1 rRNA gene is annotated in these 535 nt (G+C 54.1%); it reads right to left on the bottom strand.

Going from position 1 to position 535, the window contains the following annotated elements:
• Positions 1-535, bottom strand: a 23S ribosomal RNA gene (locus AB4Z45_RS33040); the annotation flags it as partial.

Below are 535 nucleotides of genomic sequence, written 5' to 3'. Positions count from 1 at the left end.
GCGGTGCTTTTCACCTTTCCCTCACGGTACTGCTTCACTATCGGTCACCAGGGAGTATTTAGCCTTGGCAGATGGTCCTGCCGGATTCCGACGGGGTTTCTCGTGTCCCGCCGTACTCAGGATCCGTCTCGGAGGGTGCTTGCTTTCGGTTACAGGGCTTTTACCTGCTCTGGCGGGCCTTTCCAGACCTCTTCGCCTACCAAACACTTTTGTAACTCCRTGTGAGACGTCCTACAACCCCAAGGAGCAAGCTCCTTGGTTTGGGCTAATCCGCGTTCGCTCGCCGCTACTGACGGAATCACTATTGTTTTCTCTTCCTCAGGGTACTTAGATGTTTCAGTTCCCCTGGTATGCCTCTACCCAACCTATGTATTCAGTTGAGAGTAACTATCCATTACGATAGCTGGGTTTCCCCATTCGGAAATCCTCGGATCAATGCCTGCTTACGGCTCCCCGGGGCGGTATCGTTGTTCGCCACGTCCTTCTTCGGCTCCTGGTGCCTAGGCATCCTCCGTGCGCTCTTACTAGCTTAACC

The sequence above is a fragment of the Paenibacillus sp. MCAF9 genome, from assembly GCF_052114265.1.
Classification (GTDB): domain Bacteria; phylum Bacillota; class Bacilli; order Paenibacillales; family Paenibacillaceae; genus Pristimantibacillus.
The sequence above is the reverse complement of the archived record's forward strand: the minus strand, read 5'-3'. Positions and strand labels throughout refer to the sequence as shown.